Origin of the sequence: Paenibacillus sacheonensis (assembly GCF_009909195.1) — a bacterium.
Taxonomy (GTDB): Bacteria; Bacillota; Bacilli; order Paenibacillales; family Paenibacillaceae; genus Paenibacillus_Z; species Paenibacillus_Z sacheonensis.
In genome coordinates this window covers 359,125-376,594 of sequence record NZ_JAAAMU010000002.1, presented here as the reverse complement: position 1 = coordinate 376,594, position 17,470 = coordinate 359,125, and the positions used below count along the sequence as shown (strand labels likewise).

General features: G+C 56.6%; 13 protein-coding genes. 3 read left to right on the top strand and 10 right to left on the bottom strand.

The genetic code is table 11. From position 1 onward, the window contains the following. Positions 1-10: 10 nt before the first annotated feature. Both allB and GT003_RS04650 read right to left on the bottom strand, forming a co-directional pair. Positions 11-1,426 (bottom strand): allantoinase AllB, encoded by a 1,416-nt coding sequence (gene allB / locus GT003_RS04655; RefSeq protein ID WP_161694947.1) that lies wholly within the window; start codon positions 1,424-1,426, stop codon positions 11-13. 385 nt (positions 1,427-1,811) lie between these two features. After that, positions 1,812-2,495, bottom strand: a complete 684-nt coding sequence (locus tag GT003_RS04650; protein ID WP_161694945.1) for a DUF421 domain-containing protein — start codon at positions 2,493-2,495, stop codon at positions 1,812-1,814. Positions 2,496-2,648: 153 nt separating this feature from the next. Between GT003_RS04650 and GT003_RS04645 the strand changes: the two genes are divergently transcribed. Next, complete coding sequence (locus tag GT003_RS04645) at positions 2,649-3,041, top strand: LysM peptidoglycan-binding domain-containing protein (RefSeq protein WP_161694943.1); 393 nt, start codon at positions 2,649-2,651, stop codon at positions 3,039-3,041. A 79-nt stretch (positions 3,042-3,120) separates the two neighbouring features. On the opposite strand, the gene GT003_RS04640 is transcribed toward GT003_RS04645, so the two are convergent. From GT003_RS04640 to GT003_RS04625, 4 genes are all read right to left on the bottom strand, one after another. Then, positions 3,121-8,853 carry a HAMP domain-containing protein gene (locus GT003_RS04640; protein ID WP_161694941.1) on the bottom strand — a complete coding sequence of 1,911 codons (5,733 nt, stop codon included), beginning with the start codon at positions 8,851-8,853 and terminating at the stop codon, positions 3,121-3,123. Between the two features lie 22 nt (positions 8,854-8,875). Then, on the bottom strand, positions 8,876-10,090 hold the full coding sequence (locus tag GT003_RS04635) for an ATP-binding protein (RefSeq protein WP_161694939.1): 1,215 nt from the start codon (positions 10,088-10,090) through the stop codon (positions 8,876-8,878). A 198-nt stretch (positions 10,091-10,288) separates the two neighbouring features. Further along, positions 10,289-10,615, bottom strand: a complete 327-nt coding sequence (locus GT003_RS04630) for a PAS domain S-box protein (protein ID WP_161694937.1) — start codon at positions 10,613-10,615, stop codon at positions 10,289-10,291. Between the two features lie 8 nt (positions 10,616-10,623). After that, the gene (locus GT003_RS04625; protein WP_161694935.1) at positions 10,624-11,469 is read right to left on the bottom strand and encodes an alpha/beta fold hydrolase; all 846 of its coding nucleotides are present in this window, start codon (positions 11,467-11,469) and stop codon (positions 10,624-10,626) included. A 304-nt stretch (positions 11,470-11,773) separates the two neighbouring features. Between GT003_RS04625 and GT003_RS04620 the strand changes: the two genes are divergently transcribed. Further along, a complete protein-coding gene (locus GT003_RS04620; RefSeq protein ID WP_161694933.1) occupies positions 11,774-12,106 on the top strand; it encodes a DUF1904 family protein in 333 nt (110 codons plus the stop codon). Between the two features lie 97 nt (positions 12,107-12,203). Here the strand turns inward: GT003_RS04620 and GT003_RS04615 are convergent, their stop codons facing one another. Both GT003_RS04615 and GT003_RS04610 read right to left on the bottom strand, forming a co-directional pair. Further along, complete coding sequence (locus GT003_RS04615) at positions 12,204-13,253, bottom strand: GntR family transcriptional regulator (RefSeq protein ID WP_161694931.1); 1,050 nt, start codon at positions 13,251-13,253, stop codon at positions 12,204-12,206. A 67-nt stretch (positions 13,254-13,320) separates the two neighbouring features. Further along, a complete protein-coding gene (locus GT003_RS04610) occupies positions 13,321-14,127 on the bottom strand; it encodes a phytanoyl-CoA dioxygenase family protein (protein ID WP_161694929.1) in 807 nt (268 codons plus the stop codon). A gap of 257 nt (positions 14,128-14,384) precedes the next feature. Here GT003_RS04610 and GT003_RS04605 point away from each other — a divergent pair, with 257 nt between their 5' ends. After that, the gene (locus tag GT003_RS04605) at positions 14,385-15,818 is read left to right on the top strand and encodes an MDR family MFS transporter (RefSeq protein WP_420831413.1); all 1,434 of its coding nucleotides are present in this window, start codon (positions 14,385-14,387) and stop codon (positions 15,816-15,818) included. A 143-nt stretch (positions 15,819-15,961) separates the two neighbouring features. On the opposite strand, the gene GT003_RS04600 is transcribed toward GT003_RS04605, so the two are convergent. After that, positions 15,962-16,267 carry a hypothetical protein gene (locus GT003_RS04600; RefSeq protein WP_161694925.1) on the bottom strand — a complete coding sequence of 102 codons (306 nt, stop codon included), beginning with the start codon at positions 16,265-16,267 and terminating at the stop codon, positions 15,962-15,964. Positions 16,268-16,535: 268 nt separating this feature from the next. Next, positions 16,536-17,459, bottom strand: a complete 924-nt coding sequence (locus GT003_RS04595) for a DMT family transporter (protein ID WP_161694923.1) — start codon at positions 17,457-17,459, stop codon at positions 16,536-16,538. Positions 17,460-17,470 lie beyond the last annotated feature (11 nt).

Genomic DNA, 17,470 nt, shown 5'->3' with positions numbered 1-17,470 from the left:
CGTGTCCCCCTTATTCCGTTCGTGCTGCAGCTGCGCGCGGCAGCAGCAATCTGCCGCTGGACGGAGCCTCCGTATCTAATCCGCCCTTCCCGGCCGTTCGGTCGTATACGATTCGGCCTCTGAGCAGCGTTGTCTCCACGCGGCAGCCCAACCTTATCCCTTCGTATGCGCTGTGAGCGTGCCGATACTTTAACTGATCAGCCGTCAATACGTACGGGGCATCCAAGTCCACGATCGCGATGTCGGCATCAAGCCCGATCGCGATCGATCCTTTCCGTTCTAATCCGAACCGCGCCGCAGGAGCCGCAGACATCGTCCTCGACAAGACAGGCAACGGTATTCCGCGTTTCAGCCACCCTTCGCTGACGACCGCTTCGAGCGTGCTTTGTCCGCCGAGGATGCCGCCCCATACCGTGAAATAATCGTCGTCCTTCACGTTCTTCATGGCCGGCGGGCACGGCGAATGATCGGACGCGACGATATCGATCTTGCCTTCCGCCAGCTGCCGCCAAAGCGCTTCCCGTTCTTCCCCCGTGCGGATGGGAGGCGAGCATTTTGCTTCGGCCCCGATACGAATCACATCTTCATCCGTGAAGACCAAATAATGCGGGCAGGTCTCCGCAGTCACATTAAGGCCGTCCCGCTTGGCCGCATCGATCAGTTCGATCGCCTCAGGCGTGCTTATATGGACAAAATGCAGCTTGCAGCCCGTAACGGACGCCATGTCGATCGCTAGTCTCACGGCCTCAAGTTCCGCGTGCGGCGGGCGCGAATCGAGATAATCCCTCATCGCGACCCTGCCTGCAGCTCGTTTCTCCGCGGCAAGCGCAGCGACGATCGGTTCGTTCTCCGCATGCAGCGCCAAAATATGGCCGAGGGATGCGATAATCTTCATACCTTCCAGCAGAGTCTCCTCGTCCACGTTCTCGAAGCATCCGTCCCCCGTATCTCCCGGGAAGGACATGAACGCCTTATAGCCGACGACGCCAGCCTCCGAGAGCGCGGCCAAGTCGCCGCTGTTGCCCGGCACGAGCCCGCCCCATATCGCGTAATCCACGCGGACGCCGCTATTCCTTGCCGCTTCGAGCTTACGTTCGAGCGCTGCCGTATTTATCGTAGGCGGTATACCGTTCAAGGGCATATCAATGAATGACGTGCAGCCTCCTGCCGCCAATGCGGCCGTACCGGTCACGAAGCCTTCCCATTCGCCAAGCCCGGGTTCGTTCAAATGGACATGCGCGTCTACGACTCCAGCGAAGACATGCCTGCCTTCCGCGATCAGTATCCGGTCCGCATCTTCTCCAGAAAGCATAGGCGCGATCTTCGTAATGACGCCATCCTTTATGCCGATATCAACCCGTTCGACCCGATCCGCAAGCACCACGCTCCCCCCCTTGATCAGGACATCCCACGGCTTTCTGCGCATACGCATCCCTCCTCCAGATAGTAGATAGCAGCATTCGCCCAACATTATGTTAGATTATCTAACATTCAATCTTCTTGGTATCATAATAGCTTGAATAATCACGATTGTCACTCCTAATTCCACGCCAAAACGGCCGATTCGATTTACATTACGTGGATTTCTCTGGAAACGATTCAACATCCGCAACTCAATGGTAGAAAACATAACATAATATCTATTGAAATCAGCCGAATGTACCTCCAGTCAATTCGATGACGCCGTGGTTTCCTTGCTCTTAGCGAACCGGGAGCCTTTAACTCTCCGCTTCTCTCTCAATCTCTGGCCGCTTATGAGCCCATGCAAATAAGCTCCGTTCCCCTAAGGGAACGAAGCTAGGAAAAAAATCTCACTTCAACTGGACGTGCAATCCTACTCCCTCCGTCCACTCTGCATAGAAGACATCCTTGATCCGCGCGACGCCTTGCTCTTGCAGCTGCGACACCAGCCATTCTTCGCTGCGGCCGAGTTCGCGCAGCTCATCCCGCTGCACGTAACCCTGTTCAATCACGATCCGAGGCAGGCCGACCGAATTTCCCGGATTCTGTTTGTCGTCCATCGGCGATTTCGCCGGAATGTCTTCGCTGGTCCTCTTCATGACGCTTAGACTGCCGTTCGTCTCGAAGACCGCGTAGGCGACGTCTTGAACGCTGAATACGCCTTGCTCCCGCAGCAGCATCCCAATCTGATGCATATCCAGTCTGTTTCGCTTCATCGCGCGCATGTCGATCATTCCGTGTCGGATCACGATATCCGGACGTCCGCTCAGCGGCACCGACAGCCACGGCAGAAGCTGAACGACCTTCTCCAGCAGGAGCGACAGCACCATCCAGAGCACGAGCGAATAGACGAGCATCATGAAATGAATCTGTCGGTCGTATATCGTGTTGCCGACCAGCTCGCTCAGCATCAACGACGAGACGAAATCAAACGGCGTCAATTGGGAAATCTCCTTCTTCCCGAGCAGCTTCGTCATGATCCACAGCCCGAAAAACCCCGTAACCAGCTTCACGGTAATCATTGTATAATCCATCTCTGCACCCGCATTCCATGTTCGTATTAATTGACATATACCCCGCCGCCGAGCGCGTGAAGCGAATCTCCTCCCCATATACAGTCACCAATAGGCATCCGCGTAAATACCATATATAGACAGATAACTATTACATTTGCGGAGGTTACATTCATGAATCGTGGTTTCTTTCCAGGCGGCGGTTTCGGCGGAGGCTTCGGCCGTCCATTCTTTCGCCCGTTCGGGCATCCCTTCTTCCCAGGCCGTTTCTTATTCCCGACGTTTTTCTTCTCCCCGTTCTTCTTCCCTTTCTTCCGGGACGATCAAGCCGGGGACATGGTTTACGCGCAGCATCAAGTGAAGCCGGGCGACACGATGGCATCGATCTGCCACACGTACAACATGCCTTATCCGATTCTGGAAGAGGCGAATCCGCATCTCGCCGACAACAAGAAGCCGCTGCAAGTCGGCGATACGGTGACCATCCCGCGCATCTCCAACATGTACTGCCAGAAAACGTATTCCGAGGCGCCGGCGGGCCAAACGCAGCAGAACGCGCAGAAGTAACGGCCGCGGTCATCCCCCCGAATGATCGCATGAAGAAAAGGCAGCCGGCCCCGGCTGCCTTTTTCTATTGTCCGATCGCTTATCCTCTGCCCGCCGGAACGACCGCATTTCCCAGCCAGTGGCGAATCATCGCCACGAGCTGCGCGCTGTTGACCGGCTTCGTGATATAGTCGGAAGCGCCGGCATCCAGGCATAACTCCCGGTCGCCCTTCATCGCCTTGGCGGTCAGCGCGATAATCGGCAGATCCGCGAAGCGCTTGCGCTTCCGAATCGCCCTCGTCGTCTCGTACCCGTCCATGACCGGCATCATGATATCCATGAGCACGATGTCGATATCGGGGTTCTGCTCGAGCGCCACGATCGCGTCATGACCGTTCTCGGCGGGAAGCACCAGCATGTTATGCCGCTCCAGAATCGTCGTCAGCGCGAAGATGTTCCGGATATCGTCATCCACGACAAGCACTTTCTTGAAGGCGATCATCTCGTCGGAAGCATGCAGCCTGACTAGTTTCTCCTGCGGCGAATCGGCCATATTCTCCGCTTTGCGGTGAAGATACAGCGTCGTGTCTTCCAACAGCTGCACCAGCGTATTCGCTTGCTTCAGCACGGCAAGCTTCATCGACTCCTCGATCTCGCTTGCTTCGGCCGGAGTCGGCTTGCGGCTGGCATGCAGAATAACAGGCACTTGTTTCAGGCTGTCGTTCTTGAGAATATCGCGGACGAAGGTCCCGATCGACAGCTCGGGAAGATCATTATCCACAACGATGCAGTCGAACTGCCGCGATTTCAGCTGATTCGCCGCTTTGCGAACCGTATCTACCGCCGTGATCTTCAAATCCCTGCCCGTGAGCAGCTCGATCAGCTCCCTGCGGCGAGACTCGTCGTGCATGGCGACAAGCACCTGACGGACGGAGCGATGGGCATTGGCGCTTAATCGATCCAATGCTTGCTCCAGTTCTTCGCTGGATACCGGCTTGCAGATGAAGTCCGAGACGCCCTTGCGCAGAAGATCGGTCGCATTCTCATCGACGGAGATCACGCAGACCGGAATATGACGCACCTCCGGATTGTTCTTCAATAGATCGATAACGAGCCAGCCGTCCATATCGCCTAGTCGCAGGTCCAGCGTAATCGCCTCGGGCTTGTAGCGAACGGCAAGATGAAGCGCATCCGAGCCCTTGGTCGTGATGACGGCCTTGATGCCCTTCTTCCGAAGCTGGCCAAGCAGGATCTCGTTGAATTTCAAGTCGTCCTCGATGATGAGAAACACGCGGTCGCCAGGCTTGATCGTATCCCGGTCGTCCATGACCGAATCGCCGGAATAGCTCGCGAAGCTGCGCGTGCGCACCATCGGCGCGACGTCGATAACCTCCGGCACGTAAGCGGTACGCGGCGCCTGCTCGCTGCTCGTTTCGACATCCAGCGGCAGGTAGAAATTGAACGTGCTGCCGATTCCCGGCACGCTGTACAAGGTCAGCTCGCCGCCGAGCATCTCCGCGATTTCCTTGGATATCGTCAGACCGAGTCCCGTGCCGCCGTATTCGCGGTTCGTGCTGCCGTCCGCCTGCTGGAACGCCTCGAAGATAATCTGCTGCTTCTCGGCCGGAATGCCGATGCCGGTATCGCTGACGGAGAAGCAGAGCACCGTCTTCGCGCGGTTCAGCGCCTCGTTCTCCGCGCTCCAGCCGGCATCCGCCTTGCGGATTTGGAGCATGACCTGCCCCTGCTCGGTGAATTTAAACGCGTTCGAGAGCAGGTTTTTCAAAATTTGCTGCAGGCGCTTCGAATCCGTCGAGATGACGGACGGGACGCCGGGCTCGGTCGTCAAGCGAAAATCCAGCTTCTTGTTGTTGACGATCTGACGGAACATCCGATCGAGACCGCCGCTGAGGTCCGCGATGGACAGATTGCCGTAATCCGGCGTCACCGTCCCGGATTCGATCTTGGACAGATCGAGAATATCGTTGATCAGCGTCAGCAGGTCGAGTCCGGACTCCTGGATCGTCTTGGCGAATTTCACCTGCTGATCGGTCAGATTCGCATCCGGATTCTCGGCCAGCTGTTCGGCCAAGAGCAGCAGCGAATTGAGCGGCGTCCGTAGCTCATGCGACATGTTCGCGAGGAATTCGGATTTGTACCTGGACGTCAGCGCGAGCTGTTCGGCTTTCTCCTCCAGGAACCGCTTGGCCAGCTCGACCTCGTTGTTCTTGCTTTCCACTTCCGCCTTCTGAATGACGAGCAGCTTCGCTTTGTCCTCCAGCTCCTCGTTCGTGCTCTTCAGCTCGTTCTGCTGCTTCTGCAGCTCTTCCGTCAGCGACTGCGATTGCGTGAGCAGCTGCTCCGTCCGCTGGTTCGCCTGCATGGTATTGATGACGATTCCGATCGATTCCGTCAATTGATCGAGGAACGCGATGTCGATCTCAGTGAAGCGGCGGAAGGAAGCCAGCTCCAGCACGGCGAGTACTTGATCCTCGAAAATAATCGGCAGCAGCACGATATTGAGCGGCGTCGCTTCTCCGAGTCCGGAGGAGATGACGACATAATCATTGGGAACGTTCGTAAGCAGAATGCGCTGCTTCTCGATCAAGCATTGGCCGACCAGTCCTTCTCCCGCGCGGAATTCATTCGCCAAGTGCTTGCGCTGCTGATACGCGTAGCTGGCGAAGAGCGCAAGCGCTTGCTCCCCGTTGGCCTGCTCGTTGATATAGAAGACCCCGTGCTGCATGGAGACGAGCGGCGCAAGCTCCGACAGGATCATGCGGCAGACCGCGTTCAGATCCCGCTGTCCTTGCAGCAGCCGGGTGAATTTGGCCAAATTCGTCTTCAGCCAATCCTGCTCCGTATTGATGCGCGTCGTTTCCTTCAAATTCCGAATCATTTCGTTGATATTGTCCTTGAGCGTCTCGACGTCTCCGGCGGCGGCCACGTCGATCGTCCGCGACAGGTCGCCCTTCGTCACGGCTGTCGCGACATTCGTGATCGCGCGTACCTGCGTCGTCAGCGTACTCGCCATGTAGTTAACGTTGTCAGTCAAATCCCGCCACGTGCCCGCCGCGCCCGGCACGCTCGCCTGACCGCCAAGCTTGCCCTCCGCGCCGACTTCCCGCGCGACGGTCGTAACTTGAACCGCGAACGTCGCGAGCGTGTCGATCATGTTGTTGATCGTATCGGTCAGCTCGGCGATCTCGCCCTTAGCCTCTACGGTCAGTTTCTGCTTCATGTTCCCGTTCGCGACCGCCGTTACGACCTTCGCGATGCCGCGCACCTGATCGGTCAGGTTGGTCGCCATGATGTTAACGTTGTCGGTCAGATCCTTCCAGATTCCGCCGACGCCGCGAACCTGCGCCTGTCCGCCGAGCTTGCCGTCCGTGCCGACCTCCCGCGCGACCCGGGTAACCTCGGAGGCGAACGAGTTCAGCTGATCCACCATCGTGTTGATCGTGTTCTTCAGCTCGAACAGCTCGCCCTTCACGTCGACGGTAATTTTCTTCGACAGGTCTCCGTTCGCGACGGCCGTCGTCACGCCCGCGATGTTCCGCATCTGAACGGTCAGGTTGCTCGCCATGTAGTTGACGGTATCCGTAAGGTCCTTCCAGGTTCCGGAGACATCCTTCACTTCGGCCTGCACGCCGAGCTTGCCTTCCGTACCGACTTCCCTGGCGACGCGCGTGACCTCGGAGGCGAAGTTGCTGAGCTGATCCACCATCGTGTTCATGGTAATCTTGAGCTCGAGGATCTCGCCTTTCACGTCAACGGTAATCTTCTTGGACAGGTCCCCCTTGGCGACGGCCGTCGTGACGTCCGCGATGTTTCGCACTTGGTCCGTCAGGTTGCGGGCCATGTTATTCACGCCCTCGGTCAGATCCTTCCACGTGCCGCCGACGCCTTTGACCTGCGCTTGGCCGCCGAGCTTGCCTTCCGTACCGACCTCGCGGGCAACCCGCGTGACTTCCGAGGCGAAGGTGGAGAGCTGGTCCACCATCGTATTGATCGTATTCTTGAGCTCGAGAATTTCGCCTTGGACGTCGGCCGTGATTTTCTTCGACAAGTCCCCGTTCGCGACGGCCGTCGTGACGACCGCGATGTTCCGCACCTGATTCGTCAGGTTGCTCGCCATATAGTTTACGCTTTCGGTCAGATCGTACCACGTGCCCGCCACGCCGCGCACCTGCGCTTGACCGCCGAGGATGCCGAGCGTGCCGACCTCCCGCGCCACCCGCGTGACCTCGGAAGAGAACGTCGAGAGCTGATCCACCATCGTGTTGATCGTGCTCTTCAGTTCCATGATTTCGCCTTTGGCGTTAACGGTAATTTGCTTGGAGAGATCGCCCTTCGCAACGGCCGTCGTCACTTCCGCGATATTGCGCACTTGATCGGTCAACGTACTCGCCATGAAGTTGACGCTGTCAGTCAAGTCCTTCCACGTGCCGGATACGCCCTTGACGTCCGCCTGGCCGCCAAGAATGCCCTCGTTGGATACTTCGCGCGCGACCCGCGTGACCTCGGATGCAAAGTTGCTCAGCTGGTCCACCATCGTGTTAATCGTGCTCTTGAGCTGCAGAATCTCGCCCTTCGCGTCGACGGTGATCGTCTTGGACAAGTCGCCCTTCGCGACGGCCGTCGTCACTTCCGCGATATTCCGCACCTGGTTGGTCAGGTTGCTCGCCATATAATTGACGCTTTCCGTCAAATCCCGCCACGTGCCTGCCACGCCGCTAACCTCGGCTTGACCGCCTAGAATCCCTTCCGTGCCGACCTCGCGCGCCATCCGCGTCACTTCCGAGGCGAAAGTTGAGAGCTGATCCACCATCGTATTGATCGTGTTCTTGAGCTCGAGAATTTCGCCTTGCACGTCGGCGGTAATTTTCTTCGACAGGTCGCCGTTCGCGACGGCCGTCGTGACGACCGCGATATTCCGCACCTGATTGGTCAGGTTGCTCGCCATGTAATTGACGCTTTCGGTCAAGTCCCGCCACGTGCCGGATACGCCTTTTACGTCCGCTTGGCCGCCGAGCTTGCCCTCGGTGCCGACCTCGCGGGCAACCCGCGTCACCTCGGAGGAGAAGGTCGAGAGCTGATCCACCATCGTATTGATCGTGTTCTTGAGCTCCTGGATCTCGCCCTTCGCATTGACGGTAATCTGCTTGGACAGGTCGCCGTTCGCGACGGCGGTCGTGACCGCCGCGATGTTACGCACTTGATCGGTCAGGTTGCTGGCCATGTAATTGACGCTGTCCGTCAAGTCCTTCCACGTTCCGGATACGCCCTTGACGTCCGCTTGGCCGCCAAGCTTGCCGTCGGTGCCGACCTCTCGCGCCACCCGCGTCACCTCGGACGCGAACGTGCTCAGCTGGTTCACCATGCGGTTGATATTGTTGGCCGTCCGCTGAAACTCGCCGGTGAGCGGCCGCCCTTCGAATTCCATCTCTACCTTCTGCGACAAATCTCCCTGCGCGACCGCATTGATGACTCGCACCATCTCGCTCGTCGGCTGAATCAAATCGATGACAAGACCATTCAACGATTCGACAGCGGTCTCCCACGAGCCTCCCGTATTCTTGTGAACGAAGCGCCGGCTAAGCTTCCCTTCCTTGCCGACGACCCTGGCGACGGATTGCGCCTCGTTGACGAGACTCTCCATCATGTCGACGATTTCGTTGTAGGTGTCCGCCACTTTGCCGGAGATGCCCGTATGATCATACGGCATCCGGTAGGTGAAATCGCCTTTCTTGAGCGCCATCAGCGCATTAAGCAGCAGCCCGGTATCAAGCGCATCCGCCGGTTTAGGTGGAATAATATCCGTATCTCCCATCGATATCCCTGCTTTCTTCTATTTAGTCTTTCTCCTGGCTATGTATGGCTGGATCCTCGCATTTGGCTTCGATCGTAAATTGAAATAATGCACCTTGACCCGGAATCGGCGCGGCCCATATGTCGCCTCCCATCAGCTCGACCAACGCCTTGCATATCGATAGCCCGAGACCTGTTCCGCCGAACTGCCGGCTTGATGAGCCGTCCAGCTGGAAGAACGGCTGAAACAGTTCCTTCAACTGATCCTCCGGCACTCCGATGCCCGTATCCCGTATGGAGAATTCGATCATCAGCTTGCCCTTGCGCTCTTCGAGCAGCTGCACCTCCACATCGATGCGGCCTTTCTCCGTGAATTTCACGGCATTGCCGATCAGATTGATCAGCACCTGGCGCAGACGCGTCATATCGCCGATGATATACGGCGGCAGACGCGAATCGATCGAAGTCGACGTCGCGAGCTTGCGCTTGCGCACCATCGCCGTGAAGAGATCCATCGTCTCGTCCAAGCACAGACGAAGCGAGAACGGCTCTTCCTCCAGCTCCAGCTTGCCGGCTTCGAGTTTCGAGAAATCCAAAATATGATTAATGACCTTCAGCAGCGCGTTGCCGCTCGTATGGATAATTTCGACCATTTCGGCGTGCTCGCCCGGCAGCTCCATCGTGAGCAGCAAATCGGACATGCCGATAATGCCGTTCAGCGGCGTGCGGATTTCGTGACTCATCATGGCCAGGAACTCCGACTTCACGCGAGAGGCGATCTCGGCGGCTTCCTTCGCTTGAAGCAAATCGCGATTGGCCTTCTCCAGCTGATGCGTCTGCAGCTTCAGCAGCTCGCTCTGCTTGCTGAGCGAACGGTTGGCCTCGTAGAAACTGATATAGCCTTCGACTTTCGCGCGCAGAACCTGAGGAATGATCGGACGGGTCAAATAATCGACGGCGCCAAAAAATTCAACCGTATCATCGCGCTCCTGCTGCGAGGCCACGGACAAGAAAATGATCGGGATATGTCTCGACCGTTCCCGCGTCTTGATCATGCGGGCGGTCTCAAAGCCGTCCATCTCCAACATATTCTCCGCCATGATAATGACCGCAAAATCATTATCGAGCAGCGATCGAAGCGCTTCCCGCCCCGAATAAGCCCGCACGGCGCGATAAGGCATGCCTGCGATCGCCGCTTCTACGGCTGCCAAATGCTCAGGTCGATCATCTACGATCAAGAGTTGAACAGGATTGTCCACCTGTCGGTTTAAACCTCCTTCCAAATTGCTGCTTATACCCTTATCACCCATTTTGATATGGGCTGAATCACTTGAAGTCCCTGCTATAAATATTCCCTATTCCATAGACAAAAAACACCGGCAACCCGCGCTGCTGGCGTTTGTACCGGTGTTAGAAAACAACGCTATAAATAGAAGATTGCGCTCCCTGTCCGATAGTCATGGCGCCACGACCGGCTCAAGCACGCAATCATGCACGATCCGGCCGTCCCGCTCCTGCGCCGACGCATGGAGCAAGCACGGAACGCCGCTGCCATCTGATTTTCTCAGGTAGATGCGCATGCCTTCGATCTTGCCGTCCAGCTTCATTCTCGTCTGAAAGTGAATGTGCAAGAATACGGAACTGGATCGTGTCAATAGCGATTCAACGTGGCATCCGCGAAGGCCTTCCAGATTATAGCCCAGCAGGTCGAGCAGAGATGCGTCGGCTTCGATAATCATGCCTTCCTCCGTCAACAGCAATCGTCCGCGGGCCTTCTCATTCATTCGTTCGTTCATCCGTCTTGAAAGACCGCCACTCGTTGCCGAATTTCATCGACTTCGTTCTCCAGGTAGTCTTTGATCAGCCGGACGGTTTCCTCGGGATGGCTCAGATGCGGGCAATGGCCGGTCGCATCCATGAATCGGAGCGTGCTGCCGGGCAAATGGTGATGCACGTAGGCGCCGACTTCAAGCGGTGCAATGATATCCTGCGCGCATTGCAGGACAAGCGCCGGCACTTTCGATCCGCGGAGGTCGCGTCGATTGTCCGAGAAGAACGTCGCCCTCGCGAATTGTTTCGCGATCGCGGGATCCGTCGCGCAGAAGCTGCTTTCCAATTCGCCCGCGAGCGCCGGCCGGTCCGGATTGCCCATGATGGCAGGCGCCAGATAACCGGCCCAGCCATCGTAATTCGTTTCCATCAACGTCAGCAACTCTTCCAGATCCTGTCGCTCGAAGCCGCCGATATAATCGGGCGGCTCGTTCATGTACCTCGGCGATGGACCGATCATGATCAGCCTCTCGAATAACGCCGGTCTCCTGTTCGAGGCCAGCAGTCCGATCATCGCCCCGACCGAATGGCCGACGAATACGGCGTCCTTCACGTCGAGCGCCGCGCATACGTCGAGAACGTCCTGAACGTAGCCGTCCAGCGTGCCGTACCGTTCAACGGTGTACGACCCGTAGTCCGGTCCGGAGCCGACGTAATCGAATAGGATAATGCGGAAATCATCGGCAAAGGCAGGCGTCACGAAGCGCCATACGCTCTGGTTGCAGCCGAAACCGTTCGCGAAAATCATCGTTTGCTTGCCGGAGCCCATCGTATGTACATTATTGCGCAAGCGAATATTGTCGTTCATAAGCCGCCTCCTTCTTCTTCTCTCTGTCATTCGAGAAGGTTCATGCTGCTTGCCTTGGAGCCGGAATTGCCGGCCGGCATGCGATCTCCGTGCTTCCGTTCCGCAGCGGCTTGACTCGTATTAGTATACGAGAAGGTTCCCGCGTAAGCAAAAGCGAAGGAACGAGGAAATACAAGCGATGACGCGCATGCTGGCGATCAGCTCCTCAAATTGAAGGTACAGCCGAAGCCATGGCGGTTGAATAAACAACGGCTTGTGATTATAATCACAATGTAACCCAATTTAACGAAACGAAGGGATTCATGTGCCATTTTTGCGTTTTAAAGGATTCTCCGCCGCATTTCTGAAGCAAATCGCGCCGCCGCTCGTCGAGGAATTCGCCGCGCTCGTCAGCATTCCGAAGGAAATCGTCAAGATCGAACTGCTGGACATTCAAGTCATTACGAATACGCCGCGGTCGCTCGAAATCTTGATGTTTCAACGCACCCAGGAACTTCACGATGCCATCGCATCCAAGCTGAATCGCATGCTGACGGAATTCGGCTGCGAGAACGTTCATATCTTCTTCATCATTCTCAATCCGGCACTCTACTATAAAGAAGGCAAGCCTCTTCGCTCGCAGCCGCTGCCGGTATAATATTTTTGGTATAGTCTCGGCTGTGCTTATCGGTATAAAGCATAAGTATAAACCCTTTCCAGAAACAAAGAAGCCGCGAATCGCGGCTTCTTTGTCGTTATGGCGCAATCCGAGCCGTGTCACGCCGCGTGTCTATTAAGCTCCCCTTTACAGGAAAACGGCCTGCTCGCCACCCGTCACCTTCCTTATTCTGCGCGGCTAGCCGCTCGTAAGTCTTCTCCGCCATCTCTTTCATCGGCTGCCGATAGGCGGCAAGGCGATAATTCGCCATCTCGGGCAGCTCATCGATCACCGCCAGCCGGATGCCTTCGATTCCCGACTGCGCCATATATTCCGCCGCCGCCAGGCCGATCGGTCCGTTACAGCAAATGAACCCCGAGGGCAATTTGCCTTCCTCTTGAAGCCGGCGCAGAAGCGCTGCCGTCTCCGCCTCCACGTTCTTGCCCCACGGGATACGGAACATGCCCCCGTCTCCGTTAAGCGCGCGGAATGCCTGCTCCCGCTGCCGCTCGCTCGGGATGGTTAAACCTTCGTAGCCGAGGAAAGCAATCTCTCCGCCGGCGATCGCAGTCCGAAGCGAGGCATACAGCTTGGCCACGGCATCGCCGCTGTCGATTCCGACCGTATCGGCAGCGTCGGTTTCGAACATTTGGTCGAAGATGACCATATTCATGCCGACGGCGCGAAGCCGATGGAGCATGCCGAAATCGATATCCTCGCTCTGCGGCCAGAATACGACGTTCCGTATGCCATTCTTGATCAACCGGTAGAAAAAATCGTCCGTCGCGAATGCTCTTCCGCTGAAATCCTGCTTGAACAGCACGAGCGAGCCATTCGTCTCCGCGACCTCCTCGAAATGCGCCATAAACGACGCGAAGAACGGATTATGCACGGGCGCGATCAAGGCGATGATTTCCATGGAGCTGGCATATCCCCCTGCCCGGACCGATACGGCCGTTCCTTGCCCCTGCACGCTGACGAGGAGCCCATCCTTCTTCAACTCTTCCAGCGCCTTGCGCACCGTTACACGGCTTAATTCGTAGCGAGCGCACAGCTCATGCTCGGTCGGCAGCAGGCTTCCGCTCTTGAAGGTGCCGTTCAAGACGAGCCTGACGATCTCGTCCTTCAGTTTCAAATATAAAGCCATGCCTTTCACGCACTACCTTTCTGATATACAAGTCGCTGTTCGCTCTAGTGGCAGTCGAATCTATCCGCTACTTCTTGATTTCATCCGTGCTGGAGATATGGTAATCCGGCGATAACCGGGCGAAGGTCTCGGTCGGAATCTCGCCCTGCGGATTATGCTTGAAGCCGTCCGTTCCCCGTACCTGGTACGCTTTGAAGTTCGGCGAGCGAGAGAGATCGCATTTTACATCGTTGCCCGAGTAGCGGATGGTCAGCCCGTTCCGCCACCGGTTCGACGTGTTCGCGGGAGAACCGTGGACGATCGCGTCGTCGTGCAGGGACAATTGTCCCGCCTTCATCACGAGCGAACGCTGCTCCGACTCGTTGAACGTCCCGTGCTCCAATTCCAGCGCGAGCACCGAGTCGCCGGTAATCGTACGATGCTTGATGAGGCCCGCCTTATGACTCCTCGGAATGACCTTCATCGCTCCGTTCTCTTCATCCACGTCCGTGAAAGCGAGCCAGACCGTCACCGAGTTATGCGGATGCAGCGGCCAGTAATAGGCATCCTGATGCCAAGCGACGGTATCTTTGGACGCAGGCGCTTTCGCGAAGAACTGTGAACCCCACATGAAGAAATTCGGACCGAGAATCCCTTCGACGTAATCGAGAATGCGCGGATGCGTGCAGACGTCGTACAGCCACTTGCTTGACATATGCCACTCCCGGATCGCCATATGCTTCTCGCCGGGCTCCAGCAGCTTGACGAGCTCGCCCAGCCCGACGTTCAATGCCGATATTTCTTCAGGCGTGAATACCGGTTCCAAATCGATTAGGAACCCGTTCTCGCTGTAAAAGGTCTTCTGTTCCTCCGATAACGCATGCCGCTCGGACATCCTGATAACCTCCCGAATATTTGTATTTGTAGATAATACAAATTCATCATATCGCGAGCCGTGCAATCCCGCAATATTCCTTGGAGAATTTATCCGAATTTTATTCATCCTCCACGAAACGAACAGTTGTTCGAATAAGTGGTTGATGCTAATATGGAAAAGATCATAGATTTTCCCAAAATCCCGCCAATCTAAGGAGGAGCAAACAAGTGAATGTTTCAAGCGAAGCGTCCAGCGCTTCAACGGATTTAAGCCGCATCAAACGAGGACCGATCGTCGCGGCGCTGATCATCGGCGCGTTCGTGGCGATTCTGAACGAGACGCTGCTCAACATCGCCTTTCCGGATTTGATGAAGGAATTCAGCATTTCCCCGGCGACCATTCAATGGTTATCCACGGCATACATGCTCGTCATCGGCGTCCTGGTGCCGGTCACCGCCCTGCTTCAACAGTGGTTCACCACGAGGCAAATGTTCCTGACCGCCATGATTCTATTCCTCGTCGGCACCATCATATGCGGCTCCGCTCCCGTATTCGAAATGCTGCTCGTCGGCCGCGTCGTGCAGGCACTCGGAACCGGGCTCATGCTTCCGGTCATGATGAATACGATCCTCGTCATCTACCCGCCTGAGAAACGCGGCGGCGCGATGGGCATGATCGGCCTCGTCATCATGTTCGGACCGGCGATCGGACCGACGCTCGCGGGTCTCATCATCGACCAGCTCGACTGGCGCTGGCTGTTCTTCCTGGTCATTCCGCTCGCGGCGTTCTCCGTCGTATTCGCGGCCGTATTCCTGCGCAACGTATCCGACATTACCAAGCCCAAAGTGGATATCCTGTCCATCGTCCTATCCTCCATCGGCTTTGGCGGCATCGTGTACGGCTTCAGCAAAGCCGGCGAAAGCTCGTGGTCGGATCCCGAAGTCGTGTGGACGATCACGGTCGGCGGCATCGCCCTCGTCCTGTTTATCGTTCGCCAGCTGCTCGTCCGCGAGCCGATCTTGAACCTTCGAGCGTTCAAATACCCGATGTTCTCGCTCGTCACCGTCATGATGCTCGTCCTGATGATGACCTTGTTCTCGACGATGATATTGCTGCCGCTGTTCCTGCAGACGGCGCTCCTGATGACCGCCTTCAAGGCAGGCTTGACGCTGATGCCCGGCGGCGTTATCAACGGCATCATGGCACCAATCTCCGGCAAGCTGTTCGATAAGTACGGACCCCGCGTGCTCGTCGTGCCCGGCTTGATTCTGGTGCTGCTCTCCGTCTGGCTCTTCACCGATATCTCGGTCAACACGACCGCCGGTTATGTGATCACGCTGCATATCATTCTGCTCGTCGGCATCTCGCTCGTTATGATGCCGGCGCAGACGACGGGCCTCAATCAACTGCCGCGCCATCTGTACCCGCACGGCACGGCGATTCTGAACACGCTGCAGCAGGTCGCCGGCGCAATCGGCACGGCGTTGTTCATCAGCATCATGTCTTCCGGCACGAAGGATTTCATGACGAAGACGCCGAACGCGACGCCGGCGGAGGGCTTGGTCGCCGGTCTGCATAACGCGTTCGTCATCGCGCTCTTCATTGGCGTTATCGCGCTGGTTCTGGGCTTCTTCATCAAACGCGTTCAAGCGCCGAAGGAAGAAGAGAAACACGTTCAAGCCAGCGAAAACGGCAGTTTCAATCTCTAGTGGCGAACCCCATGCAATTAGCAAGCTGACAACCACGCCCATAAGCATATAAAATGCACCCTGCAGTTCGTCCGTGGATCCCTCATGGGATAACCGCTAGACGAAATCAGGGTGCATTTTGCTTGCGATGCAGCTTTAGAGGGTTATGTTAAATCCGTGCGAAATTTGCGAACGATGTCCGTAACGTATTTGATCATGACCGATGCGCCGCCTATGAAATAAAGCACGATCAACGTATAATGCGTTGGATCGATCGTTGTCATCGATAGAATAAAGTTCAGCGGCACGACGTAGAAGACGATATCCTTCAAATAATCGAGAAACGTGGTATTGAAGGCGCCCGACCAGAACGAACGGGCAAAGGCGATCACGAAATCGAGAATCAGAAAGCCGAATACGCCCCACATGGTATACACGACCCAATCCCCCAGCGTGAGTCCATAATCCATTTATCATCACCACCTTCCTTCACCATATTCTCAGCGATCTGACATGTTGAAGGAAAGTCGAATAGGAACGCAAAAAAGGATAAAAACCGCGCGTACGCGGCTTTTATCCTTCTTGAACGAGCTTGTTCCTGCGATCCTATCTGCAACATACTGAATACTGGTTACTGTTAGCCTGTAACAGCAGCGTACTGGTTTCTGCGAGCCTATATTCGCAGCCTGCTTGCTTTCGAAAGCTTATACATACAGCATGCTGCGCGAAGCGAATCAATCATTCCGCTTGCGTCAAGCCAGCCGACTGCCCGCTCTGCGCGAGCGGCCTTGCGCGCGGCTTCCAGTTGGCGATCGCGACGCCGGCGAGGATCAGAACTCCGCCGCCGATCTGCGCCGCCCGAATCTCGTCGCCAAGCACGAAGTGGCTGACGACGATCGCGACGAATGGCGGAATATTCATGAACATCGCGCTGACGGACGGTCCGACGACCGCAATGCCCCGATTCCACCAGAACCCTGCCAAGCCCTGGCCGATGACGGCAACCCCGATGAGCAGCAGCCAATTGAGCGGTTGATGGCTCCAATGCGACTGGCCGTTCAACGCCTCGAACCCGACGGTCGGCGACATCAGTATCGTCCCGATAACCGTGGAGTAAATCGTGATCTCGTACGAGGTCATGCCGACCGTCAGCTTGCGAATGAACAGCAGACTGACGGACAGCCCCAGCATGGCAATGAGCAAATAGACGTCTCCGAGCGATATGCCGAGCGATTTCCCTCCGTACAGCACAATGCAGACGACTCCGACGAGCGCGGTAACCGACCCCGCGAATTTGAGCCAGGTAATCGTTTCTTTCAGAAAGATACGCGACAATAAGGTCGTGGCGATCGGCGACAGCGCCACGATCAACGCGGCATTGCCGGCCGTGGAATGCTTAAGCCCCGTGAAGTAGAATAATTGATTGACCAGCGTCCCCGAGATGCCGGCGAACAGCAGCAGCAGCCACTCCCGCTTCGTCGGGCGCCGCATCGCCCCATTGATGAGCGCGACCGAGATCAGAAAGAGCGACATGACGACGAGTCGCGAGAACGACAGCAGGATGGGAGAAAAGTCGCGGAGCAGATAAGCGCTCGCAACGTAATTGCCGCCCCAGAGCAGCGATACGCCCCATAGTTTGCTTATTACAGTACGGTCAGGCATGGTTAGGAAAT

Excerpts from the sequence above, each read along its gene's own strand:
- allB (WP_161694947.1), bottom strand. The coding sequence starts at position 1,426 with ATGCGCAGAAAGCCGTGGGATGTCCTGATCAAGGGGGGGAGCGTGGTG.
- GT003_RS04650 (WP_161694945.1), bottom strand. The coding sequence starts at position 2,495 with ATGGATTATACAATGATTACCGTGAAGCTGGTTACGGGGTTTTTCGGG.
- GT003_RS04645 (WP_161694943.1), top strand. The coding sequence starts at position 2,649 with ATGAATCGTGGTTTCTTTCCAGGCGGCGGTTTCGGCGGAGGCTTCGGC.
- GT003_RS04640 (WP_161694941.1), bottom strand. The coding sequence starts at position 8,853 with ATGGGAGATACGGATATTATTCCACCTAAACCGGCGGATGCGCTTGAT.
- GT003_RS04630 (WP_161694937.1), bottom strand. The coding sequence starts at position 10,615 with ATGAATGAGAAGGCCCGCGGACGATTGCTGTTGACGGAGGAAGGCATG.
- GT003_RS04625 (WP_161694935.1), bottom strand. The coding sequence starts at position 11,469 with ATGAACGACAATATTCGCTTGCGCAATAATGTACATACGATGGGCTCC.
- GT003_RS04615 (WP_161694931.1), bottom strand. The coding sequence starts at position 13,253 with ATGGCTTTATATTTGAAACTGAAGGACGAGATCGTCAGGCTCGTCTTG.
- GT003_RS04610 (WP_161694929.1), bottom strand. The coding sequence starts at position 14,127 with ATGTCCGAGCGGCATGCGTTATCGGAGGAACAGAAGACCTTTTACAGC.
- GT003_RS04600 (WP_161694925.1), bottom strand. The coding sequence starts at position 16,267 with ATGGATTATGGACTCACGCTGGGGGATTGGGTCGTGTATACCATGTGG.
- GT003_RS04595 (WP_161694923.1), bottom strand. The coding sequence starts at position 17,459 with ATGCCTGACCGTACTGTAATAAGCAAACTATGGGGCGTATCGCTGCTC.